This is a genomic window from Rhodobacter sp. P2_H5, from assembly GCF_056403335.1.
Genome location: NZ_JBFUFS010000015.1, coordinates 14,769 through 29,762, shown reverse-complemented (window position 1 = coordinate 29,762; position 14,994 = coordinate 14,769). Strand labels below are relative to the sequence as shown.

Below are 14,994 nucleotides of genomic sequence, written 5' to 3'. Positions count from 1 at the left end.
TGACAAACCTGACATGATCGAATTCAAGGACGTCCATAAATATTATGGCGACTACCACGCGCTGCGCGGCATCAATGCCACGATCAAGGCGGGGGAGTTCTTCTCGCTGCTCGGGCCTTCGGGCTGCGGCAAGACCACTTTGCTGCGCACGATTGCCGGGTTCGAGGGGATTTCCTCGGGCGTGGTGCTGATCGATGGCAAGGATATGGCGAATGTCGCGGCCAACCAGCGCCCGACCAACATGGTCTTCCAAAGCTACGCGATCTTCCCGCATCTCTCGGTGGAACAGAATGTCGGCTTCGGGCTGCGCAAGGACCCACGCTCGAAGGAAGACAAGGCCAAGGCGGTGGACGAGGCTCTGGCCATGGTCGGCCTTGCCGGTTATGGCAAGCGGGCGGCCAATGCGCTCTCGGGCGGCCAACGTCAACGCGTGGCCCTGGCCCGCGCCCTGATCCTGAAGCCCAAGGTGCTGCTGCTGGACGAACCCCTTTCGGCGCTTGATAAAAAATTGCGCGAGAATATGCAGGTCGAGCTGATCAAGCTGCAGCGCCAGGTCGGCATCACCTTCATTCTGGTCACCCATGACCAGGAAGAGGCGCTGGTGATGTCCGACCGCATCGCCGTGATGTTCGAAGGCCAGATCGCCCAGCTCGACAGCCCCGAAACCCTGTACCGGCTGCCCAAGACCCGGGCGGTCGCCAATTTCATCGGCACGATGAACTTCCTGCCTGCCAAGCTGATCTCGGAATCCGGCGGCAAGGTCGAGGTCGAGGCCCAGGGCTTCGGCCGCATCACGCTGGACGCTGAAAAACAGGTGACCGGCCAACCCTCGCCCGGCGGCTGCACCGTGGGCTTCCGCCCCGAAACCGCAACCCTGCTCTTCGAGGGCCAAACCGCCACCGACCGCGAGACGATGGCGACGATCCAGGAGGTCGTCTATTACGGCGACATGACCTATTACGACGTGGTCCTCGATGGCACGAGTGAGCCGATGCGCCTGTCGATGCGCAACGTCTTCGGTCGTCCGGTGCTCGACATCGGCACCCGCGCCCGCCTCGGCTGGAGCCCCGGCGCCCTGGTGATGTTCCGCTGACCTTCGCCTGTAAGTCTGTCCCTACGCCGTAAGTCCCCCGGGCTTACGGCGTAAGCCTTGCGCCATACAGCGTAAGTTCAGGCATCCGGCTTCAAAAGCCCGAGGCCGCGCAGATAGATCCCGATCCCGCTCTCCAGGAGATCCTCGGGCGAGAAGGGCGATTTCGCCCCCGGATTGCCGCGCATGTACAGTTCCACCACACCATGGCTCATCGCCAGGATATGCGCCGAAAACATCGACGCCGGCGGCCGCCGCCCCATGGGCATATGCTGGCTCAAACTCTCCGCCGCCTTCTCCAGCACCGACCGCGCCTTCTGCGCCATCAACGCAAGGTCAGGATGGGCGTTGAAACTGAGGCCGCTCTCAAACATCGCCATGTAATGCCCGGGGTATTTGCGTGCAAAGGCCAGATAGGCCCGCCCGGTCGCCTCAAACGCCGCGAGCGCCGAGGGTTTGCCGTCGTTATAGGCGAACTCCATCAGGGCGGCAAAAATGTCATAGCCCTGGCGCGCCACTTCGGCGATCAGCTCGTCGCGCCCGGCGAAATGCCGGTAGACCGCCGCCGGCGTCACCGCCACCGCCTTGGCCGCCTCCGAAAGGGTGAACCCGGTCGGCCCCTTCTCCGCAATCAGCTCCAGCGCCGCTTCCACCAAAGCCTGCCGCAGATTGCCATGATGATAGCCTTGCTTCACGTCGCGTCTTTCATCCAGACAGAAATATCCGCGGGGGGTCTGGGGGGCGGCAAGCCCCCCAGCCGGAGCCGCCGCGCGCCCCCCGTCCGACCCGCGCCCAACCTGCGCTTCACATCCCCATCACGTCAGGCCCGCCACAGACCTTGGGATCGATCGCCCCGATCAGCCCGGGGTCCTTGCCGTCAAAGTCCATCGCGTTCAGCACGGTCTGGATCGCCGCGATCCTGGCGCGCAGCTTGTCGTCCGACAGGATCACCGTCCAGGGCGCATAGCTGAAATTCGACCGCTTCATCGTATCGGCAATCGCTTCGGAATAGTCTTTCCACTTGCCGAGGCCGTCGATGTCGATCTGGCTCAGCTTCCACTGTTTCAGCGGGTCCTTCTCGCGGTCCAGAAAGCGTTGCAGCTGTTCGGCGCGGTTCACTTCCAGCCAGAGCTTGACCAGCACGATCCCCTCGTCGGTGATCATCTGTTCATAATCCGGCAGTTGCCGAAAGAACTTCGCCCGCTGTTCGGGGGTGCAAAAGCCGAAGACCGGTTCGACGATCGCCCGATTGTACCAGCTGCGGTCGTAAAGCGAGATTTCCCCCAAGGCGGGCAGCTGGTCGACATAACGCTGGAAATACCACTGCGCCGCCTCGCGCTCGGTCGGTTTGGGCAAGGCGATGACGCGCGCCACCCGCGGGTTGAGGTTCAGCCTGATCGCCTCGATCGTGCCGCCCTTGCCCGCCGCATCGCGGCCCTCGAAGACCACGATCAGGCGTTTGCCCTTGGCTTTCAGGTCGTAATGCATCCGCACCAGTTGCAGCTGCAAAACCTCCATCCTTGCCTCGTAGTCCTTTTTCTTCATCTCTTCGCGGTAGGGATAGGCCTTGGACAGGATCTCGTCCTTCGAGGCGGTCTCGATCGCCTCGCGCACCTCTTTCGGGGCGTCTTTCCTGAAATAGCGGGTGATGGCACCGTCGAATGGCAGGTCCATGATCTTCCTCCGGTTTTCCCTTGTGTAGGGCAAAGCCTGCGGTCAAGTCCACCCGGCGCGGCGCGCCGCGCGCAGAACCGCCGCCACCACGTCGTCGGGGCGGCTGTGATGCGGCATGTGGCCCGCCGCGGGCAGGACGGTCAGCGCGGCCCCCGGGATCAGGCGGCTGACCGGTTCGGCATGAACCGCTGCCGGCACGATCGGGTCGGCGGCACCGTGGATCACCTCGACCGGGATCAGCAGCTCGCCATAGCGGTGCTGCATCACCGTGACATGGGCAAAGAGCGCGTTCACCTGGCGGGCATTGTCGGCCAGATGGCCATAGGGCAGGGCCAGCGCCGCCCCGGTGCGCGCCGCATAATCGGGCGGCGCCGCCTCGGGGGCGAAAAGCCCCGGCATCATCGCCTGCAGCTTGCGGTCGGTGATCAGCGCCGTGGCCCAGGGCAGGATCAGCACCCGCCCCAGCGCGGTTTCGGTCAGCCGGTAGGTCCAGTCGAGCTTGCCCGGCCAGGGCATCGCCGCGGCCGAGACGAGGACCAGCGCCGCCGCCGCCTGATCGCCGGTCACCTCCAGCCCCCAGGCCAGCGCCACCGCCCCGCCATAGCTTTGCCCCAGCACGATCGGCGCCTTCAGCCCGAGGGCCTGCGCCGCCGCCGCGAGGTGCCGGGCTTGGTCAGCGGGCGCCACACCGCCCGCGCCAAGGCTTTGCGAATGGCCAAGCCCGGGCCGGTCCAGCGCCGTCACCCGGAAATGCGGCGCCAGACGCTCCATCAGCGGCAGCAGGTCGCGCACCTGGCCCGAGGCGCCGTGCAACAGCACGAGGTCGCGCCCGGTGCCCAGTGTCAGCGCGTGAACCCGCCGCCCCGCGACCTGCACCATCCGCCCCAGCGGCGGAAAGCGCCGCCGGATCGCCGCAGCCCGGCTCCGCACCCGCCAGACCAGACCCAGCGCCGCCAGCGCAAGCGCTGCGAGGACAAGTGCCAGCAGGGTCGGGTCAGCTGCCAATCTGGTTCAGGTCGAAATAGGTGGTCTGATACAACTCATTGACCCAATTGCCGTAAAGCAGATGGGCATGGCTGCGCCAGCGGTTGAGCGGCGGGCGGCTCGGGTCGTTGCCCGGATAGTAGTTCATCGGCACGTTGATCGGCGTGCCATTGGCGATATCGCGGTCGTATTCCTGCTTCAGCGTGCCGCTGTCATATTCGAAGTGGTTGAAGATATAAAGCGCGCGGCGGCTGGCATCCTCGACCAGGCAGGGGCCGGTATCGGGCGAGCCGAGCAGCGTGCGCAGGCCGGCGGCGTCGATCTCCTCCTGCTTTTCCTCGGTCCAGCGGCTGACCGGGATCACGCATTCATCGGAAAACCCGCGCAGATAGGGCGAGGTCGGCGCAAGGTTCAGCTGCGGGAAGCAGCCGAAGGCCTTGGCCGGAAGCATGTGTTTCTGGACGCCGTGGTGATGGTAGAGCATCGCCATGCCGCCCCAGCAGACGCCGAAGGTGGAATGCACGTTGGTCTGGGTCCAGTCCATCACGCGTTTCAGTTCGTCCCAATAGGTCACCTCCTCAAACGGCAGGTGTTCGATGGGCGCGCCGGTGATGATCAGGCCGTCGAACTTTTCACCGGAGGCTTCCACCTCGGCGAAGGGACGGTAGAAGGTCGCCATATGTTCGGCGGCGGTGTTCTTGGTCTGATGTTCGGTCATCCGGATCAGCTGGAAGTCGATCTGCAAAGGCGTGGCGCCGATCAGCCGGGCAAACTGGTTCTCGGTCTGGATCTTCTTCGGCATCAGGTTCAACAACCCGATCCGCAAGGGCCGGATGTCCTGATGCGCGGCCCGGTCGGGCGACATGACCATGACGCCCTCGGACCGCAGAACGTCATAGGCGGGCAGGGTTTCGGGCAGGGTGATGGGCATGGAATCCTCGGGGGTTCAGGCTTGGTCTGGCACGTCAGGCGAAGGAGCCTAGGGCAGGGTGGTTAAGTAAGAGTTCCGGTCGGGCGATCAAGCCCCTTTGCGGTCGATGGCGCGGGCGATCAGGGCGTCGAAGGCCTCGGGCGTCCTGGCCTCGGCGGCCTCTTCGGCGGTGATGGTGACACCCCATTCCGCCATCGCCTGATAGCGCGGCTGGCGGCTTTCCAGAAGCCGGGCATAGCCAAAGCGCAGGAAGGCGTCGGGGTCGACCTCCTCCGGGCCCTTGCCCTGTTCGCGGAGGAACTCCTCCCAGACCTGCATCAGGAAGGCGGGGCGGTAGTACATCGGCTTCGGCGCGCGGTCAAAGCGGCGGCACAGTTCGGCGCTGTGGGCCGGGGTGCCCTTGATCCAGACCAGAAGCAGATGGTCGGAAATTTCGCGCAGCACCGGGTCGGCGGGATTGTCAGCCTCGACCACCTCGCAGACCGAACCGGAGGTGTCGCAGATGAAATGCGGATAGCCGTAGATGTCCTTGGACCGCGCGATGAAGCGGGTGGTGTCGAGCATGGCGGCCACTTCGGCGCTGGCATGCTGGGCCTGGCGGCGCTGGTATTCTTCCAGGGGCAGGCCGCCGTGTTCGGCGGCGCCGGGCTTGCCAAGGTAGGTCGACAGCGGGGCCAGGTTGTCGAAGGTGATGTTGGACGCGATATAGACCGAATCCGACATCAGCAGTTCGCGCAGCAGCGGGACCTTCATCGCCTCGCGCTTGAAGTTGTCGGCGATGTATTCGCCCATGTAGCGGGTGCCGATCCGGTAATCGACCGAGTAATGGAACCAGCCGCCCGCGCCCTTGGTGTCGCGCAGCATGTTGGACAGCGTGGTCTTGCCCAGACCCGACATGCCGAACAACAGCACCTGCTTGCGCGGGGCGGAGAGGTAGTCTTGCGCGGTCTGGTAGATCATCGGCTTTCGGTTCCTCGTGCCCGGCGAAAAGGATGTCCGGGGTTTAGCCGCTCGGGCGCGGAGATTCACGCGGAAAATCGCCGGATGATCCAGGCGAGCGGCCGCCCGTCGATCACCACGAGGCCGAGGGTCAGGAGGGCGAGGCCGGCAAAGGCGGTGGGCGGCAGCGCCTCGCCAAAGGCCAGCGCGCCGAAGACCACGGCGACCGGCGCGATGAGCAGGGTAACAAGGCCAAGGTTGCCGGCGCCGGCCGCCTGCAGGATCGTGTAGAACAGCCGGTAGGCAAGGGCCGAGGCGATGAGGGCGAGGTAGAGGACGGCGAGCAGGGTCTTGCCCTGCGGCGTCTCGGGCACCCCGTTCAGGATCAGGGCGGTCGGCACCATGATCAGCGCGGCGGCGGTCAGCATCGCCGCCGCCCCGACCTCGGGCCGGATGCCCTTGAGCGCGCGGCGGCCATAGGCGGCGGCCCCGGCATAGGAGAGGCCCGCCCCGAGCATCGCCAGTTGCCCCAGCGAGGTCAGGTCGAGATGGGTCAGCGCCGCGGGGCCGATCACCACGACCACGCCCGCCAGCCCCAGCACCACGCCGATGAGGCGGCGCGGGCCCAGCCGCTCATCCGGGAAGACCGCCGCCGCGACCAGCACCGAAAACACCGCCGTCGAAGCGTTGAGGATCCCGGCCAGACCCGAGGCGATCTGGGTCTGGCCCCAGACGATCAGGCTGAAGGGGACGACATTGTTGAAGATGCCAAGCACCAGCGCATCGCGGGCAAACCTCCAGCCGCGCGGCACCGGCAGGCCAGTTGCGGCGATATAGGCCCACAGAGCCAAGGCCGCGATGCTCGTCCGCCCGGCCACCACCAGCGTCACCGGCAGTTCGGCCAGGGCCGCATGGTTGGCAGTGAACGACCCGCCCCAGATCAGGGCGAGGAGGAGGAGAAGCCCCCAGCTTTTCACGCTCAGGCGGGTTTGGGCGATGGGCATGGTCATAAGGCTCCTTTGCTCCGTTCCGGGCGGCCAAGGCCACCCGGAACCTGCGCCTTCCGGCTCAGCCTTTGCGAAACTGGGCGCGGATGTTCAACAGGATGCCGGCAAAGATCACCGCACCCCCGGCCAGCACGAAGGGGTCGAAAGGCTCGGCAAAGAACAGGGCACCGATGACGGCGATGAAGGGCAGGCGCAGAAAGTCGATCGGCACGACAAAGCCCGCCGGGGCGAGGGCGAGGGCCGAGGTCAGGCTCAGATGCGCCGTCACCCCGCAGAGGCCGATCAGCGCCAGCCAGGGCAGGGTCTGCGCCGTGGGCCAGGTGATATGGCCGTCATAGCCCGCCGCGATCAGCCCGAAGAAGAACTGCATGAAGGTCAGCCAGAACAAGATGCCGATGACGCTGATCCCGCGCGTCAGCCTTTTGGTCATGATCGAGACGGCGGCAAAGCAGACCGCCGCCCCCGCGCCGGCCAGAACCCCGATGTTCATATTGGCCATGCCTGGCCGCGTGACGATCAGGATGCCGGCAAAGCCCAGGGCCGCAGCCCCAAGCCGTTGCGCCGTCAGCTTCTCGGCCAGGAAGATCGGCGACAGCAGGATCACCCAGATCGGCGAGGTGAACTCCAGCGCGAAGACCTGGGCGAGGGGGATCAGGGTGAGGGCGAGGAACCACAGGTTTTGTCCGGCGAAATGCACGATATTGCGCAGGAAATGCCCCGGCATCCGCTGCAACGTCACCTCGTGCAGGCGGCCGGTCAGCAGGCCCACCAGCACGACCAGCACGAAGCCGAAGGCCGAACGCACCATCAGCACCTCGAACGTGTCATGGACATGGACGACATTGCGCCCCGCCACCGCCATCAGCGAGAAGGAGACGACCGAGCCCATCATCCAGGCCGCGGCCTTCCAGGGATGATAGGTGTCCGAAGGCAGGCTTACAGCGTCAGTCACGGGTTGTTCCATCCAATGTATCGGCCTTGCGCAGGGCGGGGAAGATCGTGGCCCAGATCCCGGTCACGATCAGCGTGCCGATGCCGCCAAAAGCCGCCGCCATCACCGGGCCCATGAAGCGGGACAGGACCCCGCTTTCGAACTCGCCCAGCTCGTTGGAGCCGGAGATGAAGAGGCCGGAGACCGCCGAAACCCGGCCCCGCATATGGTCTGGCGTCACGATCTGGATCAGGGTTTGCCGGACGTTGACCGAGATCATGTCCCCCGCGCCCAGCACCGCCAGCGCCAGCACTGACAGCCACATCGAGCGGGAAAAGGCAAAGACCAGCGTGGCCAGACCAAAGGCCGCGACGCCAAGGAACATCTTGACCCCCGCCGCCCGCTTGATCGGGAAGAAGGTCAGCCAGGCCGAAATCGCCAGCCCGCCGACGGCTGGTCCCATGCGGAGCAGGGCGTTGCCCAGGGGGCCGACCTGCAGGATATCGGTGGCAAAGGCCGGCAGCAGCGCCGTCACCCCGCCCAGAAGCACGGCGAACAGATCCAGCGAGATCGCCCCGAACACCACCTTGTTCTGCCAGACATAGACCAACCCCTCGCGCAGCTGGGTCAGGGGATGACCCTCCTGCCGCTCGGGTGTGGTGGGGGTGCGGATCAGGGCGAGGCAGGCGACACCCATGCCATAGGCGAGTGCGGTGATCCCATAGGCCGCCGCCATGCTCAGCGTGATCAGCAAGCCGCCGATGAAGGGGCCGACGATCACCGCCGTCATCCAGACCGTGGTCGAGATCGAGATCGCCTTGGGCATGTCGGTCCGCGTCACCAGCATCGGCACCAGGGCCGAGGCGGCAGGCGACAGGAAGGCCCGCGCCGCGCCGAAAACGGCGGCAATCACGAAGATCGCCTGCAGCGAAGGCGCGGTCTGCAGCGCAAGGAAGGCCAGCGCGATGACGCCCGCCGCCTCAGCCAGAAGCGCCCAGATCACGATGGCCTTGCGGCTGACCCGGTCGGCCAGGGTGCCGGCGAACAGCGTCAGCACGAACATCGGCACGAACTGGCACAGGCCGACCATGCCGACCATGAAGGCGCTTTCCTCGATGCTCCGGGTGGCGCGGGCGATGTGATAGACCTGCCAGGCGATGGTGATCGCCTCGATCTGGGCACCGAACTGGATTGGCACCATGCCGATGAAATAGCGCAGGTAATCGGGATGACGCGTCAGGAAACGCAAGGGATTTTCGGCCATGATCCACCAATGGAAACGCGGGCGGACATTGGTCCGGCCCCGGCGCGGCTGCAAGGGCGAAAGGTGCTTTTGCGGGCAGATCGGGAAAAGCCCGGGCTCGGCCGCGCCGCAAACCCCGCCAATGAGGGGGCCGAACCCGGAGTTCTGTTCATTCCTGCAGGGGTGCTCTGCGCGCACAGGCCTTTTCCGCCTTGGCACCTGCCCCTAGGTTAGCGGCAACACAAAGAGGATATCGCCATGAATGCTCCTGTCACCCCCGCCCGCATCGCCGACCATCCGGTCGACCCGATCTTCCTGGAACGCTCCTCGCCGCGCGCCTTCACCGCGGCCGAGATGACGGTGGCCGAGGTCAACACGATCCTCGAGGCCGCCCGCTGGGCCCCGTCGGCCGCCAATTTCCAACCCGCCCGCTTCGTCTGGGCCCTGCGCGGTGAGCCGGGCTTTGCCGCCATCGCCGAAACGCTGGCCCCCGGCAACAAGGTCTGGGCCGAGAAAGCCGCAGCCCTCGTCGTGATCGGCGCCAAGACGGTGGTCGAACGTGACGGCGTGAAAACCGCGCTTTCGACCCATGCCTTCGATGCCGGCGCCGCCTGGATGAGCCTGGCGCTGCAGGCCCATATCAACGGCTGGATCGCCCATGCGATGGGCGGCTTTGACAAGGACAAGGCCGCGGCCGCCGTCAAACTGCCGGAAGATCACGAGCTTTATGCCGTCGTGGCCCTCGGCCGCCAAGGCACGCCCGACCTGCTGCCCGAGGCCTATCGCCCGCGCGAAGTCCCGAACGGCCGCCTCGCCCTGCAAGAGGTCGCCCGCCACGGCAGTTTCTGAAGATTTGTTCCGGAATGCGGGCCTGACAGTTCGGGTTCCGGACCATCTGTTCGCTTATCAGGATCCGCCCCCGGCCCGGGGCGGATTTTTCTTTGCCCGCGGGCCTCAGTCGCCGATTTCTTCCATCCGGAAGTCGCGCAGGATGCCGCGGGTCGCGGCAAACCAGGCGCTCTCGCGCGTCCGCGCCTGATGCGCGTCAAAGGAGGCGCGGTCGCGGAAGGCCTCCATCACCTCATAGATCATCGGATCATCGGTCGGGCTGACCTCGAAGGTCAGACAGCCCGGCTCGGCCCTTGTCAGCGCCAGATGCGCCGCGAGATGGCTTTGCACCGCGGCCAGTTCTTCTTGGGTCATGCAGATCATCTGACCACGCAAACGGATCATCTTCAGGCCTTTGCACCAGGGGGCCGCCGGATCCTGGCGCCGCCCGGCATGGCGCGGCGCCAGGATCCGGCGGTGTCGGGGCCAGACTAGCGCCAAGGCGCGAAGGACCACAAGTCCTTGACCAAAGCCGCGCCCGGCGCGCATTCTGGGTCAAAGCACAGGGAGGATGCGATGGCCAAGCCGACACTCTGCCTCTGGTACGACGATGCCGCCGAAGAGGCCGCCACCTTCTACGCCGCGACCTTTCCCGACAGCCGGGTGCTTGCCGTTCACCGCGCGCCCGGCGACTTTCCCGGTGGCAGGAAGGGCCAGGTCCTGACGGTGGATTTCATCGTGCTGGGCCTCGCCTGCATGGGCCTGAACGGCGGGCCGGTGTTCAAACATTCCGAAGCCTTCTCGATCCAGGTCGCGACCGAGGATCAGGCCGAGACCGACCGCTACTGGAACGCGATCCTCGACAACGGCGGCCAGGCCAGCGATTGCGGCTGGTGCAAGGACAAATGGGGCCTGTCCTGGCAGATCACCCCGCGTGTTCTGACCGAGGCGATGGCGGCCGGCGGGGTCAAGGCTGAACGCGCCTTCGCCGCGATGATGACGATGCAAAAGATCGACGTGGCCGCGATCGAAGCCGCGGTCCGCGGCGCCTGATTTTTCGCAGAAAAATCGAAAGACTGAGGGCAGAACGATTTTTCGTCGAAAAATCGAATGACGGGGCGTGGCACGATTTTTCTGCGAAAAATCGGAAGTGGTGCGCGCCGAACCAGATATTGGTCCGGCGCAGGTCCCGTTTCAGCTCCGCGTGATCGAGGCGCCGCCATCGACGAGCGAGGCCGTGCCCGTCACAAAACTCGCATCATCCGAGGCCAGGTACAGCACCGAGCGGGCCAGCTCTTCCGGTGTCGCCACCCGCTTCAGGGCATGCAGATTGGTGATGTAGCTCTGCTTTTCGGCGGTGTCGTTCATCTCGCGGTACATTTCGGTATCGACCGCGCCCGGCAGGATCGCATTGACGCGCACCTTGGCGGGGCCAAATTCGGCGGCCAGCGCTTGTGTCAGGCCGATCAGCCCGGATTTGCTCGCGGCATAGGCGGCCACGCCGGGGAAGGCGAAGCTGTAACCCACGAAGGTCGAGGTGAAGATCACCGAGCCGCCGCTGTTCTTCTCCATCTCGGCGATCTGGTGCTTGGCCGCGAGGAACGAGGCGGTCAGGTTGATTGCGACCGTATCGGCAAAACCGGCTTCGGAGACCCCGGTGCTCGGGCCTGCCTCGCCCAGGGTGCCGGCATTGTTGAAGGCGATGTCGAGCTTGCCGAAGTGGCGGACGGCGGCGGCCACCAGGTCCTTGTGGAAGTCTTCCGACCGCACATCGCCGGCCACGGCGACAGCTTCGCCGCCGGCCGCGGTGATCTCGGCCACCAGCGCGTCAAGTTCGGCCTGGCGGCGGGCGCCGACCACGACCCTGGCGCCTTCGGCGGCGAACAAGAGGGCCGTGGCCCGGCCGATGCCGGAGCTGGCGCCGGTCACGATGGCGACTTTGTTGGACAAACGGGGCATGATCTTTTCCACTTTCATCTGGATGCGGCCTCGGCCGCGGTTGCGATGACAGGAAGATGGCGCCTCCTTGGCGTTCGCAATAGACTGCCAATCGTGGAACTCGAATTCGGAAAGGCCGAACGATGATCAGGATCGAGGGCATCGCGGCCTTTGTGACCACCGTCGAAAGCGGCTCGCTCAGCGAGGCGGCGCGGCGGCTCCGCCTGTCGAAATCGGTGGTCAGCGAAAGGCTGGCCGAGCTGGAGCGCACGCTTGGCGGCGCCTTGTTGCGTCGCACGACGCGCAAGCTGACGCTGACCGAGGACGGGGTGGATTTCCTCGACCACGCCCGCCGCATCATGGCCGAGATCGGCGAGGCCACCGTCGCCATGGCCGAGCGGCGCGGCACCCTGTCGGGTCCTTTGCGCATCGCGGCCCCGGTGACCTTTGGCCGGATGCATCTGGGGCCCGCGCTTTACCCTTTCCTCGCCGCCCATCCGGGGATCGAGCTGACGCTGGATATCGACGACCGCCGGGTCGATATCTCTGCCGGGGGCTATGACGCGGTGATCCGCAACGGGCCGATCGCCGACAGCCGCCTGATCGCCTGGAAACTGGCGCCGAGCCGCCGGCTGCTCACCGCGTCGCGCGCCTATCTTGCGGCGCATGGCACGCCGCAGAGCCTTCACGATCTGCAGGCGCACCGTGGTCTGTTCTACACCAACCGCGGCGTCGCGGATTGGCGCTTTCAGACCGATGCCGGCACGATCACGGTGCGGGCGAGGCTCGCCATGGGGATGAACAACGGCGACATGCTGCGCGATGCGGCGATTGCCGGCCTCGGCATCGCCCTTCTGCCGGCCTTCATCGCTTCCCCTGCCGTCAAGAGCGGCGATCTGGTCGAGATCGACGTCGGGGTAACGCCCGAGCCCGAGTTCATCCACATGGCCCATCCCGAGGGCCGCAACCCCTCGGCCAAGCTGCGCGCCCTGGCCGAGCATCTGAAGCAGGCCTTCGGCGACCCGCCCTATTGGGAGCGGTGAAACCGCCGCTAACACCTTGGTATGATGGTGCGGGGCAGGGGCCGACCCTAACCATGACCGCAGAAACCGAGGCGCCGGCCCCCCCCGCGGCACCCCCCGGCCCCCCTGTGCAGGAGACTCAGGATGACCCAATCGCTGCTTGACCCCAAGGACTGCGCCCTGCTTCTGGTCGACACCCAGGCCGGTCTGGCCTTTGGCGTCGGCTCGCAAGACCGCCAGACCCTGCGCGACAATCTGGTGGCGCTGGCCCGCACGGCGCAGGTCTTCGGCCTGCCGATCATCGCCTCCACCTCGGCGAGCCGGGTCTACAGCGGCCCGGTGATGCCGATGATCCAGCGCGCCATCCCCGATGTCGTGGCCATCGAACGCCGCAACATGAACGTCTGGGAGGATGAAACCGTTCGCACCGCCATCAAGGCCACCGGCGCCAAACGCCTGCTGATCGCGGGCCTCTTGACCGAGGCTTGCGTGACCTTCCCGACCCTCGATGCGCTGGCCGAGGGCTATGAGGTCTTCGTCGTCGGCGACGCCTGCGGCGGTCTGACCGCGACCAGCCACGACCTCGCGCTGCGCCGGATGGCGGATGCGGGCGCAAGGATGACCAGCTGGATTCAGGTCCTGCTGGAGCTGCAGCGCGACTGGACCCGGCACGACACCTATGACGGCGCCCGCGCGATCGTCGAGGATCACGCCGGCGGCTATGGCATCGGCCTCGCCTATGCCCGCGACATGATCAAGCCGTGACGGAAAGCCCCGTCCCCATCGGTTTCAGCCACGGCGTCTCGGTCGAGGTCGCGGTCCGGGATGCGGTGACGGCGGAGGTGGACCTGTCCTGCGCCTGCATGTTCTCGCATGAAGTGGGGGAGGGCCCGACCGGCGGCCTTGCCCATCTGGATGCCACCCTCGGCCATGCCGCCACGCTTTTGCGCCGCGAGGGTCATTTTGCGGCTGCTGAGGGCGAGACGCTGCTGATCCCCCGCCCGCCGTCAGGGATTGCCGCGCGGCAGGTGCTGCTGATCGGTCTCGGCGCGCCAGAGGTCTGGACGCCGCAGGTCATGGCGCGGGCGGTGGCGACCGCCGTGGGCTTTGCCGGGGCGCTGAAGGCAAGCTCCGTGGCCTTTGCGCCGGGGATGCTGGATGGCGGCTTGCCCGGCTCCGCCACTTCCGGCGCGCCCGAGGCGATGGTGGCCGGATTGGTCCAGGCACTTGACCTGCAGGCCAGGCTGCACGCGCTGGACTTTTCTGATGCCCCGGTTTTGAAACGCTGGGTCTTTGACGTGGGCGGCCCGCGTTTTGCCGGGGCCATCGCGCGCTTCGGCGCCGCATTGCACAGCCTTCCTCCCACCCAAGCGCGCTGAGCGCCCGTCTCAAAAGGTCTGCCATGCCTGATCCCATCCCATCCGCCGTGACAACGCAGGAACTGCGGATCGTCGATGCCGCCGGTGTCACGCGCATGGTCCTGTCGGCTGCGAACGGCCTGCCGTCGATTACGCTGCGCAACCCTGACCCTTCGGGGCCAAGTGCGGCTTTTGAACTGGATGCCAAGGGCGGGCATCTGAAGCTTGACCGGCCGGGCGGCGCCTCGGCCTATCTGTTTCTCAACAACGCCGGCGCCTCAGGCGTGGTGCTGATCGACGCGGATGGCAAGACCCGCGCGAGCGTGGTCCTGAGTGCGGATGGCAGCCTTTCGCTGCAGCATCCGCCGGGCGATCTTACGCCGTAGGGGCAGCTTCCGGCGCTGGCCAGGCCTTGAGGCCAAGATCGACCAGCTTGCGCAGATCCTCAGCCGAGGCCCCGGCCTGCGGCAGGGTCATGATCGCCTGCAACAGGCCGAGGAAATGCCAGGACAGCGCGGCAAGATCGGCGTCGGGAGCCAGCTCGCCGGCCTTGACGGCCTCTTCCAGGATGGCGCGGAAGATCGCGCGTTGCTGGGTCAGGCCCTCCAGCGCCAGGGCGCGGCCCGCCTCGGGCAGGTCGGCCATCTCAGCGCAGGAGCGGACCAGCATGCAGCCCGGCGGGCGCGGCGGCGTGCCGGGTTTCGGCAGGAAATCCAGCAGCAAAGCCTCCAGCTGCTGCCGCCGCGTCTGCCCCTCCACCGCGTTCATCCGGCGCAACACGCGGGCAGCATAGGCAGAGAGCACCTCTTGGAACAGGCCCTCCTTGTCGGTGAACCTTTTGTACAGGCTCGACCGCGACAGGCCCATCGCCGTGGTCAGCTGGTCGATCGAGGCCGCCGCATAGCCGTGGCGCCAGAACACCTGCATCGCGGCCTGGATCACCGAGGCCTCGTCGAACTGGGGTTTGCCGGACATGATCATCTCGCTTGACATCTTGGACTGATCGTTCCATGTATGGTGGACCGATTGTTCCAAGATAGAAAGGGAAG

18 protein-coding genes are annotated in these 14,994 nt (G+C 66.2%); 7 read left to right on the top strand and 11 right to left on the bottom strand.

The genetic code is table 11. The features are described from left to right. Window positions 1-13 precede the first annotated feature (13 nt). Window positions 14-1,093 (top strand): ABC transporter ATP-binding protein, encoded by a 1,080-nt coding sequence (locus tag AC1DVR_RS17760; protein WP_478001999.1) that lies wholly within the window; start codon window positions 14-16, stop codon window positions 1,091-1,093. Window positions 1,094-1,170: 77 nt separating this feature from the next. Here AC1DVR_RS17760 and AC1DVR_RS17755 read toward each other — a convergent pair whose 3' ends face one another. From AC1DVR_RS17755 to AC1DVR_RS17720, 8 genes are all read right to left on the bottom strand, one after another. After that, on the bottom strand, window positions 1,171-1,785 hold the full coding sequence (locus AC1DVR_RS17755; protein ID WP_478001939.1) for a TetR/AcrR family transcriptional regulator: 615 nt from the start codon (window positions 1,783-1,785) through the stop codon (window positions 1,171-1,173). 109 nt (window positions 1,786-1,894) lie between these two features. Then, the gene (gene ppk2 / locus AC1DVR_RS17750; protein WP_478001938.1) at window positions 1,895-2,764 is read right to left on the bottom strand and encodes a polyphosphate kinase 2; all 870 of its coding nucleotides are present in this window, start codon (window positions 2,762-2,764) and stop codon (window positions 1,895-1,897) included. Between the two features lie 42 nt (window positions 2,765-2,806). After that, on the bottom strand, window positions 2,807-3,769 hold the full coding sequence (locus AC1DVR_RS17745) for an alpha/beta fold hydrolase (protein WP_478001937.1): 963 nt from the start codon (window positions 3,767-3,769) through the stop codon (window positions 2,807-2,809). Continuing rightward, window positions 3,759-4,679 carry a homoserine O-succinyltransferase gene (locus AC1DVR_RS17740; RefSeq protein ID WP_478001936.1) on the bottom strand — a complete coding sequence of 307 codons (921 nt, stop codon included), beginning with the start codon at window positions 4,677-4,679 and terminating at the stop codon, window positions 3,759-3,761. Before AC1DVR_RS17740 ends, AC1DVR_RS17745 begins: the two co-directional genes overlap by 11 nt. Window positions 4,680-4,766: 87 nt before the next feature. Then, window positions 4,767-5,639: a DEAD/DEAH box helicase family protein gene (locus tag AC1DVR_RS17735; RefSeq protein WP_478001935.1), complete on the bottom strand. Its 873-nt coding sequence runs from the start codon at window positions 5,637-5,639 to the stop codon at window positions 4,767-4,769. Between the two features lie 65 nt (window positions 5,640-5,704). After that, the gene (locus tag AC1DVR_RS17730) at window positions 5,705-6,622 is read right to left on the bottom strand and encodes a DMT family transporter (protein ID WP_478001934.1); all 918 of its coding nucleotides are present in this window, start codon (window positions 6,620-6,622) and stop codon (window positions 5,705-5,707) included. A 64-nt stretch (window positions 6,623-6,686) separates the two neighbouring features. Beyond that, on the bottom strand, window positions 6,687-7,577 hold the full coding sequence (locus tag AC1DVR_RS17725) for a DMT family transporter (protein ID WP_478001933.1): 891 nt from the start codon (window positions 7,575-7,577) through the stop codon (window positions 6,687-6,689). Further along, the gene (locus tag AC1DVR_RS17720; RefSeq protein ID WP_478001932.1) at window positions 7,570-8,820 is read right to left on the bottom strand and encodes an MFS transporter; all 1,251 of its coding nucleotides are present in this window, start codon (window positions 8,818-8,820) and stop codon (window positions 7,570-7,572) included. Before AC1DVR_RS17720 ends, AC1DVR_RS17725 begins: the two co-directional genes overlap by 8 nt. A gap of 237 nt (window positions 8,821-9,057) precedes the next feature. Here AC1DVR_RS17720 and AC1DVR_RS17715 point away from each other — a divergent pair, with 237 nt between their 5' ends. Then, window positions 9,058-9,648, top strand: coding sequence for a nitroreductase family protein (locus AC1DVR_RS17715; protein ID WP_478001931.1), 591 nt, complete (start codon window positions 9,058-9,060; stop codon window positions 9,646-9,648). Window positions 9,649-9,753: 105 nt separating this feature from the next. Here the strand turns inward: AC1DVR_RS17715 and AC1DVR_RS17710 are convergent, their stop codons facing one another. Next, window positions 9,754-10,002 carry a putative quinol monooxygenase gene (locus AC1DVR_RS17710; protein ID WP_478001930.1) on the bottom strand — a complete coding sequence of 83 codons (249 nt, stop codon included), beginning with the start codon at window positions 10,000-10,002 and terminating at the stop codon, window positions 9,754-9,756. 201 nt (window positions 10,003-10,203) lie between these two features. On the opposite strand from AC1DVR_RS17710, the gene AC1DVR_RS17705 reads away from it, so the two are divergent. Beyond that, on the top strand, window positions 10,204-10,680 hold the full coding sequence (locus AC1DVR_RS17705) for a VOC family protein (RefSeq protein WP_478001929.1): 477 nt from the start codon (window positions 10,204-10,206) through the stop codon (window positions 10,678-10,680). A gap of 141 nt (window positions 10,681-10,821) precedes the next feature. Here the strand turns inward: AC1DVR_RS17705 and AC1DVR_RS17700 are convergent, their stop codons facing one another. Beyond that, on the bottom strand, window positions 10,822-11,586 hold the full coding sequence (locus AC1DVR_RS17700) for an SDR family oxidoreductase (protein WP_478001928.1): 765 nt from the start codon (window positions 11,584-11,586) through the stop codon (window positions 10,822-10,824). A 122-nt stretch (window positions 11,587-11,708) separates the two neighbouring features. Between AC1DVR_RS17700 and AC1DVR_RS17695 the strand changes: the two genes are divergently transcribed. The 4 genes from AC1DVR_RS17695 (at window position 11,709) to AC1DVR_RS17680 (ending at window position 14,331) form a co-directional block, all read left to right on the top strand. Beyond that, window positions 11,709-12,608, top strand: a complete 900-nt coding sequence (locus AC1DVR_RS17695) for a LysR family transcriptional regulator (RefSeq protein WP_478001927.1) — start codon at window positions 11,709-11,711, stop codon at window positions 12,606-12,608. A gap of 123 nt (window positions 12,609-12,731) precedes the next feature. Next, on the top strand, window positions 12,732-13,352 hold the full coding sequence (locus AC1DVR_RS17690; RefSeq protein WP_478001926.1) for a hydrolase: 621 nt from the start codon (window positions 12,732-12,734) through the stop codon (window positions 13,350-13,352). Next, window positions 13,349-13,966: a M17 family peptidase N-terminal domain-containing protein gene (locus tag AC1DVR_RS17685; RefSeq protein ID WP_478001925.1), complete on the top strand. Its 618-nt coding sequence runs from the start codon at window positions 13,349-13,351 to the stop codon at window positions 13,964-13,966. The genes AC1DVR_RS17690 and AC1DVR_RS17685 overlap by 4 nt, the downstream gene beginning before the upstream one ends. A gap of 23 nt (window positions 13,967-13,989) precedes the next feature. Further along, complete coding sequence (locus tag AC1DVR_RS17680) at window positions 13,990-14,331, top strand: hypothetical protein (RefSeq protein ID WP_478001924.1); 342 nt, start codon at window positions 13,990-13,992, stop codon at window positions 14,329-14,331. Here the strand turns inward: AC1DVR_RS17680 and AC1DVR_RS17675 are convergent. Continuing rightward, the gene (locus AC1DVR_RS17675; protein ID WP_478001923.1) at window positions 14,321-14,920 is read right to left on the bottom strand and encodes a TetR/AcrR family transcriptional regulator; all 600 of its coding nucleotides are present in this window, start codon (window positions 14,918-14,920) and stop codon (window positions 14,321-14,323) included. The two genes, AC1DVR_RS17680 and AC1DVR_RS17675, sit on opposite strands and share 11 nt — an antisense overlap. Between the last annotated feature and the right edge of the window lie 74 nt (window positions 14,921-14,994).